The 8,537-nt window shown below is 71.1% G+C and carries 8 protein-coding genes; all 8 read right to left on the bottom strand.

Annotated elements, in window-relative coordinates:
- The coding region (gene ftsZ, locus ACFQ4O_RS12560) for a cell division protein FtsZ (RefSeq protein WP_378776036.1) at window positions 1–1,427 on the bottom strand (1,427 nt) is incomplete at its 3' end.
- A gap of 121 nt (window positions 1,428–1,548) precedes the next feature.
- Complete coding sequence (gene ftsA / locus ACFQ4O_RS12555) at window positions 1,549–2,874, bottom strand: cell division protein FtsA (RefSeq protein ID WP_378776035.1); 1,326 nt, start codon at window positions 2,872–2,874, stop codon at window positions 1,549–1,551.
- Window positions 2,871–3,812 (bottom strand): cell division protein FtsQ/DivIB, encoded by a 942-nt coding sequence (locus ACFQ4O_RS12550; protein ID WP_378776034.1) that lies wholly within the window; start codon window positions 3,810–3,812, stop codon window positions 2,871–2,873. The genes ftsA and ACFQ4O_RS12550 overlap by 4 nt, the downstream gene beginning before the upstream one ends.
- A gap of 53 nt (window positions 3,813–3,865) precedes the next feature.
- Window positions 3,866–4,786, bottom strand: coding sequence for a D-alanine--D-alanine ligase (locus ACFQ4O_RS12545; RefSeq protein WP_378776033.1), 921 nt, complete (start codon window positions 4,784–4,786; stop codon window positions 3,866–3,868).
- Between the two features lie 113 nt (window positions 4,787–4,899).
- Window positions 4,900–5,814, bottom strand: coding sequence for a UDP-N-acetylmuramate dehydrogenase (murB, locus tag ACFQ4O_RS12540; RefSeq protein WP_378776032.1), 915 nt, complete (start codon window positions 5,812–5,814; stop codon window positions 4,900–4,902).
- On the bottom strand, window positions 5,811–5,993 hold the full coding sequence (locus ACFQ4O_RS12535) for a hypothetical protein (protein WP_378776031.1): 183 nt from the start codon (window positions 5,991–5,993) through the stop codon (window positions 5,811–5,813). Before ACFQ4O_RS12535 ends, murB begins: the two co-directional genes overlap by 4 nt.
- Complete coding sequence (murC, locus tag ACFQ4O_RS12530) at window positions 5,993–7,411, bottom strand: UDP-N-acetylmuramate--L-alanine ligase (protein ID WP_378776030.1); 1,419 nt, start codon at window positions 7,409–7,411, stop codon at window positions 5,993–5,995. The genes ACFQ4O_RS12535 and murC overlap by 1 nt, the downstream gene beginning before the upstream one ends.
- A gap of 28 nt (window positions 7,412–7,439) precedes the next feature.
- Window positions 7,440–8,537, bottom strand: a 1,098-nt coding sequence (locus ACFQ4O_RS12525) for a UDP-N-acetylglucosamine--N-acetylmuramyl-(pentapeptide) pyrophosphoryl-undecaprenol N-acetylglucosamine transferase (RefSeq protein WP_378776029.1), incomplete at its 5' end; no start/stop codon positions are given.

The following is an 8,537-nucleotide window of genomic DNA, read 5'->3' as shown; positions in this document are numbered from 1 at the left end:
CGCTGCAGCAGGGACACGCGCGTGCGGTCCGGAGCGTGCGCGTCCGACGCCTGCTCGCGGCTGGCGCGGATCTGCGCCTGGGCCGGCAGCGGCAGCTCGTCGATGCGCGGCATGCGGGGCGCGCGGGCGCGCTCGGCCTGCGGCGGGATGTAGGGCTGGTCGTGGTGATCGTCCTCGACCGGCGCGTAGTGGTGCTGCTGCGGCTCCTGGATGGCGGGCTTCGGCGCGGCGGGACGGATGGTGACGTCCTCGATCGCGGCGATCGCCTGCTGCTCGTAGGCCTGATAGACCGGCTCCTGCGCCACGGGCTCATGGGCCTGCGGCTGGGTCGGGGCGCGGAACTGCGGCAGCGGCTGCGGCTCCGGCGAGCGGGCCTGCGGGGCGGCGGCGGCCGGCTGCTTGAAGCGGTTGGTCAGCTCGGCGATGCGCTGCTCGGCCGCGGAGACCTGGCCCGCCTCGAACACCTGATCGATGCCGGTCGCCACCACCGACACGCGGATGATGCCTTCCAGGCTCTCGTCGAAGGTGGCGCCGAGGATGATGTTGGCCTCCGAATCGACCTCCTCGCGGATGCGGGTCGCCGCCTCGTCCACCTCATAGAGGGTCAGGTCGTTGCCGCCGGTGATGGAGATCAGCAGGCCGCGGGCGCCCTTCATGGAGACGTCGTCGAGCAGCGGGTTGGCGATGGCGGCTTCCGCCGCCTGCACCGCGCGCTTCTCGCCGGAGGCCTCGCCGGTGCCCATCATCGCCTTGCCCATCTCGCGCATGATCGCGCGGACGTCGGCGAAGTCGAGGTTGATGAGGCCTTCCTTGACCATCAGGTCGGTGATGCAGGCCACGCCGGAGTAGAGCACCTGGTCGGCCATCGCGAAGGCGTCGGCGAAGGTGGTGCGCTCGTTGGCGACGCGGAACAGGTTCTGGTTCGGGATGACGATCAGGGTGTCGACCGCCTTCTGCAGCTCCTCGATGCCCGCTTCCGCCGTCTTCATGCGGCGCTGGCCTTCGAAGTGGAACGGCTTGGTCACGACGCCGACCGTCAGGATGCCGGCCTCGCGGGCGGCGCGGGCCACCACGGGGGCCGAGCCGGTGCCGGTGCCGCCGCCCATGCCGGCGGTGATGAAGGCCATGTGCGCGCCGGACAGGTGGTCGCGGATCTCGTCGATCACCTCTTCGGCGGCCGCGCGGCCCACTTCCGGCTGCGAGCCGGCGCCGAGGCCCTCGGTCACCTGCACGCCCATCTGGATGATGCGCTCGGCCTTGGACAGCGTCAGCGCCTGCGCGTCGGTGTTGGCCACGACGAAGTCCACGCCCACGAGGCCGGCTTCGATCATGTTGTTGACGGCGTTTCCGCCGGCGCCGCCGACGCCGAAAACGGTGATGCGGGGCTTCAGTTCCCGGATGTCCGGCATCTTCAGGTTGAGCGTCATCCTATGTGCCTCTTAAACAGTTGTCCGCCGCCACGGGCGTTCAAGCCAAACCAAGTTCTCGGCGTTCAGAGGCTCCACGGGGGCGAAACCTCTCTCCGACAGGCGACCGCCGCGCCGCCCGTCAGAAGCTCTCTTTCAGCCACCGGCCGACCCGGTGGATGTACGTGTCCTTCGGCGCCGGCCCGCCCCGGCGCATGCGCCTCGGATCGACGTGTTCGATGCCCGCGACCTGCGGGAAGACCAGAAGCCCGACCGGCGCCGCGAAGGCCGGCCCCTTGGCCGCCTCGGGAAGGCCGCGCGCGCCGAGCGGACGTCCGATGCGCACCGGACGGTCGAGGATGCGGCGGGCGAGATCGGGCACGCCCGTGAGCTGGCTCGCGCCGCCGGTGAGCACCACGCGCCGGGCCTCGGCGGCGTAGCCGGAGGCCTTCAGCCGGTCGCGCACCAGCTCCAGCGTCTCCTCCACCCGCGGCTTGACGATCTTCACGACCATCGACTTCGGCAGGTAGGTGGTGGACTCGAGCTCGTTCTCGCCGACCGGCGTGACCGTGATCTGCTCGCGCTCGTCGGCGATGGCGGGGAACACGCTGGCGTGCAGCGTCTTCAGCCGCTCCGCCTCGTCGATGCTGACCGACAGGCCGCGGGCGAGATCGAGCGTGACGTGCTGGCCGCCGAGCGCCACCGCGTCCGAATGGACGAAGGCGCCGCCCTGGAACACCGCGACCGAGGTGACGCCGCCGCCCATGTCGATCAGGGTGACGCCCATCTCGCTCTCGTCGTCGACCAGCGAGGCGAGGCCCGCCGCGTACGGGGCTGCGACGATGGTCTCCACGTCGAGGTGGCAGCGCTCCACGCACAGCATGAGGTTGCGCAGCGGCGCGCCCTCGGCGGTGACGATGTGCATGTCGACGCCGAGATGCTGCCCGACCATGCCGCGCGGATCGCGCACGCCACGGGTGGCGTCGAGGCCGAAGCCGGTCGGAATGGAATGCACCACGGTGCGGTTCGGCCGAACGGTGTGCACGCAGCCCGCCTGCAGCACGCGGCGGATGTCGCGGTCCTCCACCGGATGGCCGGCGATGCCGACCTCGGCGTGGAAGGTCTCGCTGGAGAGGCGCCCGGCCGACACCGAGACGATGACGCTTTCGATCTGCACGCCCGCCATGCGCTCGGCCGAGTCGACCGCGAGGCGGATCGCCTGTTCGGCGGCCTCCATGTCGACGATCTGGCCGTTCTTCACGCCGCGGGAGCGCTGATGGCCGACGCCGATCAGCTCCACCAGATGGCTGCGGTCGGGCAGCGCGTCGCCGGCCTCGACCGGCTTCAGCCGCGCCACCAGGCAGGCGACCTTGGACGTGCCGACGTCGAGCACCGAGACCACAACGGCCCGGCGCGCCGGCAACGGCCGCATCTTCGGAACGACGCCATAGGGGAACGCCTGACTCATGCCCCGCCCGCCTTCTTCCTGGCCTTTTCGGCCGCTTTGTCGGCTTCCGCCAGGGTGTCCGCAGCCTCGGGCGTCAGCCGCACCACGGTGCGGCCCGGCACGCGCAGGTCGACCACGGTGACGCCCTTGGAGAACAGGTTGTCGCGCGCCTGCAGCGCGTCGAGACGGATGAGCGCCACGTCGTAGCCGCGCTCCGGCAGCTTCACCTCCACGCCCGAGCGCAGGCGGAGATTCCAGCGCCGCTCGGCCACGAACACCGCCGCGTAGGTCTGCTCCCGGATCGCGGGCGCGCGGGACAGCGCCTCCAGCAGATCACCGGCCTTCAGATTGGCGGAGGGGCCCACCACCAGCGGCAGATGGGCGAAGCGGCGGTCGCGGAATTCGTCGATCGGGGTGCCGTCGGCGGCCAGGATCTGGACCTTGCCCTCGTGCTGCCACAGCGCGAACGGCTTGCGCTCCACGAGATGCACCGTCACCCGGTCGGGATAGAGCTTGCGCACGGTGGCGTCGGCCACCAGCGGATTGGCGAGCAGGCGCTCGCGCGCCGCCTTTACGTCGAGGAAGGGCAGCGCGGTGTCGTCCTTGACGCCGAGCGCCAGCAGCACCTCGTCGTCGGTCAGCGCGCTCTGGCCCTCGGTCGCGACCGCGGTGACGCGGAAGCCGACCAGGTTGGCGGTGGTGACGTGGAGGTTGAGGATTTCGTCGCGGACCGTCGGCCAGTGGCCGCCTTCGACCATGCCAGTAAGGCCCGTGCCCGCGTAGAGCAGCGCCGCGAGCGCGAGCCCGACGCGCCGGCGGCGCAGCACGCGCTCGGCGCGGAAGCGGAAGGAGGACCAGCGGCTGGCGCCGATCACCTCCTGGACGTCGTCCAGATCCGGACGGGACTGGCGGGCGTTCTCGCCCGCCACCTGCATGTTGGGGCCGGTCCTGTAGACCACCGTGCGGCGCGCGGGGGCGGCCCGGTCGCCTTCCTGGGGGAAGGACCGTTCGTCTACCGATCTAAGGAGGCGTCCTCCACCAGCCATCGAACGAGCTCACCAAACCCCATGCCGACATAAGCGGCGAGTTCCGGCACCAGAGACGTCTCCGTCATGCCGGGCTGCGTGTTCACTTCGAGGCAGACAAGCTCTCCCGTCCCGTTCTCTCGATCGTCGAAACGGAAATCGGCCCGGCTGACCCCGCGACACCCCAGAGACCGGTGCGCCGCGAGAGCCAGTTTTCGGACCTCTTGGTAAACAAAGGGTGAAATTTTCGCCGGAAGGAGGTGCTGTGAGCCCCCCTTGGCGTACTTGGCGTCGAAGTCGTACCAGCCTTCGCCGGGCACGATTTCGATCACGTCCAACGGCTCGTCGTTGAGCACGGCGCAGGTAAGTTCTTTGCCCGCAACGAAGTTTTCGGCAAGCAGCAGATCGCCGTGCTCCCAGTCCGCCCGGCCGAGATCCTGCGGCGGATGGGTCTGTCCTTCGTTAACGATCACGACGCCGACAGAGGATCCGCCGTCCACGGGCTTCAGGACGTAAGGCGGCTCCAGAACGTGGCCGGCGGCGGCCTCGAGCCGCGTGACGACGCGCCCGCGCGGCACCGGAACGCCGGCCGCGGCCATCACGACCTTGGCGCGCTCCTTGTGCATGGCGAGCGAGGAGGCCAGCACGCCGGAGTGGGTGTAGGGGACGCCCATGATCTCCAGCAGCCCCTGCACCGTGCCGTCCTCGCCGAAGCGGCCGTGCAGGGCGTTGAAGCACACGTCCGGCTTCACCTTGGCCAGCACCTCGGCGAGATCGCGGCCCACATCGATGGGCGTGACGCGAAATCCTTCCGATTCCAGAGCCTTGGCGCAGGCGGCTCCCGACCAGAGCGAAACCTGACGCTCCGAGGACCAGCCTCCCATGAGGACGGCGACGTGTTTGGACATGCGATTCCCCGAAACTCGACCTCGTGTCCCGGCCCGCGAGCCGGCGCAAACCCGTCCGGCTCAGGCGCGAGCGCCTGAAGCCTGTTTGAAACCTCAGCTCTCCGGACAGGCCCTTAAGCCCCGACCCCGATCCGTTTGATCTCCCACTCCAGCTCCACGCCGGAGGTGGCGCGCACGCGGGCGCGAATCTCCTCGCCCAACGCCTCGATCTCGGCGCCGGTGGCGCCGCCGGTGTTGAGAAGGAAGTTGCAGTGCATCTCGGAAACCTGCGCGCCGCCTATGGAAAAGCCGCGCAGGCCCGCCTGGTCGATCAGCTTCCACGCCGACTGTCCGGGCGGATTCTTGAAGGTCGATCCGCCGGTGCGCGCCTTCACCGGCTGGGTGGTCTCCCGGTGGCGGGCGACCTCGTCCATCTCGGCGCGGATCGAATCGCGATCCTGCGCATGGCCCTCGAACAGGGCGCCGGTGAAGATCACGTCGTCCGGCGCGTCGCTGTGGCGGTAGGAGTAGCCCATCTCGGCGCGGGTGAAGACGCGGCGGCGGCCGGCGCGGTCCACGCCATGGACCTCCACCACCCGATCCGCCGTCTCGGTCCCGTTGGCGCCGGCGTTCATGCGCAGCGCCCCGCCGATGGAGCCCGGCACGCCGAAATAGAACGCGAAGCCGCCGATCCCCGCCTCCTGCGCGGCGATGGCCACGCGGCGGTCGGCGGCGGCGGCGCCCGCGAAGATGCGACAGCCCGGCCGCGGCTCGATGGCGGCGAAGGCTCGGCCGAGCCGGATGGTCACGCCCGGCAGGCCGCCGTCCCGCACCAGCAGGTTCGAGCCGAGGCCGATGGTGGTGACGGGAACGTCGGCGGGAAGACGCGCGAGGAAATAGGCGAGGTCGTCCTCGTCCTGCGGCGAGAACAGCGCTTCGGCCGGCCCGCCGACGCGGAACCACACCAGATCGCTTAGGCGCTGTCCCTCGATCAGCTTGCCGCGGAGATCGGGCGCATGTTCGCCCAGCCTCCGGGCGAGATCGCTCACCGGCGGCGCGCCCTGAGCGACAGCGGCGCGGTGACGCGACGCAGGTCGCCCGCCGTCTCCGCCGACGCGGAGCCACGCTCGCTGCGGGTTTCGGCGTCGGCGGGCCGCCAGCCGGCCATCTGGCCGGCGTCCGTGTCGGTGTGGGCTCCGCCCTGCTGCGGGGTCGTCATCCGGGGCATTAACCGCCCTCTCCCGTTCCAAGCGCCGCCAGTTCGTCCGGCAGGGCGGCCGCCCAATAGGTGCTCGTTCCGGCGCCGAGCAGAATCACGTAGTCGCCGGGCTTCGCGATCGACGCGACCACCCCGGCGAGGGCCTGCGGCCCCTCGAGCGGAACCACATGCCGATGGCCTTTTGCGCGCAAGCCCGCCACAAGTCCATCCCGGTCCGAGCCTTCGATCGGCTGTTCGCCGGCGGCGTAGACATCGGCGACGATCACCGTGTCGGCGTCGTTGAAGCAGCTTGAGAAGCCGTCGAACAGGGCGTGGAGCCGCGAATAGCGGTGCGGCTGCACCACGGCGACCACCCGCCCCTCGGTCGAGGCGCGGGCCGCCTTCAGCACGGCCGCGATCTCCACCGGGTGGTGGCCGTAGTCGTCGAAGATGGTGACGCCGTTCCACTCGCCGACGCGGGTGAAGCGCCGCTTCACGCCGCCGAACTTGGCGAGGCCGGCGCGGATCTGGTCCGGCCCGATGCCGAGCTCGTGGGCGACGGCGATCGCGGCGGTGGCGTTCAGGGCGTTGTGCCGCCCGGCCATGGGCAGAAGCAGATCGTCGATCACGGTCTCGGCGTCGCTCTTCAGGTCGCGCACCGTCACGCGGAAGCGGCACACGCCGCCGCGCAGGTCGAGATCGCTCAGGCGCACGTCGGCCTGGGGGTTCTCGCCATAGGTGACGACGCGGCGGTCCTCGATCGTGCCCACCATGTCCTGCACGGTCGGGTGGTCGAGGCACATCACGGCGAAGCCGTAGAACGGCACGTTCTCCACGAAGGCGCGGAAGGCGGCCTTCACGGCGTCGAAGGTGCCGAAGTGGTCGAGATGCTCGGGGTCGATGTTGGTGACCACGGCCACGTCCGCCGGCAGCTTCAGGAAGGTGCCGTCGCTTTCGTCGGCCTCCACCACCATCCAGTCGCCGTCGCCCATACGGGCGTTGGTGCCGTAGGCGTTGATGATGCCGCCATTGATGACGGTCGGGTCCTTGCCGCCCGCGTCCAGCAGGGTCGCCACCAGCGAGGTGGTGGTGGTCTTGCCGTGGGTGCCCGCGATGGCGACGCAGGTCTTCAGCCGCATCAGCTCGGCCAGCATCTCGGCGCGGCGCACCACCGGCAAGCGCCGCTCGCGGGCGGCGGCGAGCTCCGGATTGTCGCGCTTGATGGCGGAGGACACCACCACCACCTCGGCGTCGCCGAGATTGTCGGCGGCGTGGCCGATGACCACCTCGACGCCCTTCTCGCGCAGGCGCTTGACGTTGGCGCTCTCCGCCGCGTCCGAGCCCTGGACCTTGTAGCCGTGGTTGGCGAGCACCTCGGCGATGCCCGACATGCCGATGCCGCCGATGCCGACGAAGTGGACGGGGCCGATGTCGCGGGGGAGCTTCATGGGATATCGAACGCCGTTCTGAAAGGGATCACGAGGCGGGGGACGGCGCGGAGCCGCCGGCGAGGCCGTGCGCCTCGGCCGCGGCCAATACCACATCGGCGAGCCGGGCGGAGGCGTCCGGCTTGCCGACCTGGCGCGCGGCCGCCGCGGAGGTGGCGAGGCCCTCGCTGTCCCGCAGCCGGACCTCAAGGTCGTCGGCGAGGGCGTCGGGCGTGAAGCGGCTCTGCGGCGTCACCACCGCGCCGCCGGCCATGGCGAGCGCGTTGGCGTTGGCGAGCTGGTCGTTGTCGAGCGCGTGCGGCAGCGGCACGAGGATCGAGGGACGGCCGATCACCGCAAGCTCCGCCACGGTCGAGGCGCCGGCGCGGGCGATGACGAAATGGGCGAGCGCCATGCGTGCGGGCATGTCGTCGAAGAAGGAGGCGATGTCGGCCTCGATGCCGGCGGCGGCGTAGTCCGCGCGGGCGCGGGCCATGTCCTCCGGCCGGGCCTGCTGCGTCACCCGCAGCCTGCGGCGCAGGTCCTCCGGCAGCTTGGCGAGCGCTTCGGGAGCGACCTCGGTCATCACCCGCGCGCCCTGGCTGCCGCCGAAGATCAGCAGGCGGATCGGCTGGTCCTCGGTCAGCGGCGCGTAGGCGACGCCGCTCGCGGCCAGCACCTGCGGACGCACGGGATTGCCCACATGAACGGCAGTCGCGCCGTCGGGCAGGCCCGCGACCACCGGGAAGCCGCTGGCGATGGTGGTGGCGAGGCGGGCGAGCATGCGGTTCGCCCGCCCCATCACCGCGTTCTGCTCGTGCAGGATCACCGGCGCGCCGGTGAGCCGGGCCGCGACCAGCGGCGGAAAGGTCGGGTAGCCGCCGAAGCCGACCACGGCCTTGGGCCGGGCGCGCCGCATGACGCCGACGCTTGCGACCACGCCCTTGGCGAGGGTCAGCGCGAGCCTGCCATACGCGAGCGGGCCGGAGCCGCGCAGGGTGTCGGCGGGCGTCGCGTGCAGGGCGCGGGCGGGGAAATGCTTGGCGTAGGCGAGCGCGCGGGTGTCGGTGACGAGCTGCACCGCCTCGCCGCCGCGGGCGAGCTCCACCGCGAGCGCCTCCGCCGGGAACAGGTGGCCGCCGGTGCC

It is taken from the genome of Methylopila musalis (assembly GCF_042679725.1).
GTDB classification, from domain to species: Bacteria; Pseudomonadota; Alphaproteobacteria; order Rhizobiales; family Methylopilaceae; genus Methylopila; species Methylopila musalis.
Note: the sequence above shows the minus strand (reverse complement) of the source record. Positions and strands in the feature narration are given on the sequence as shown.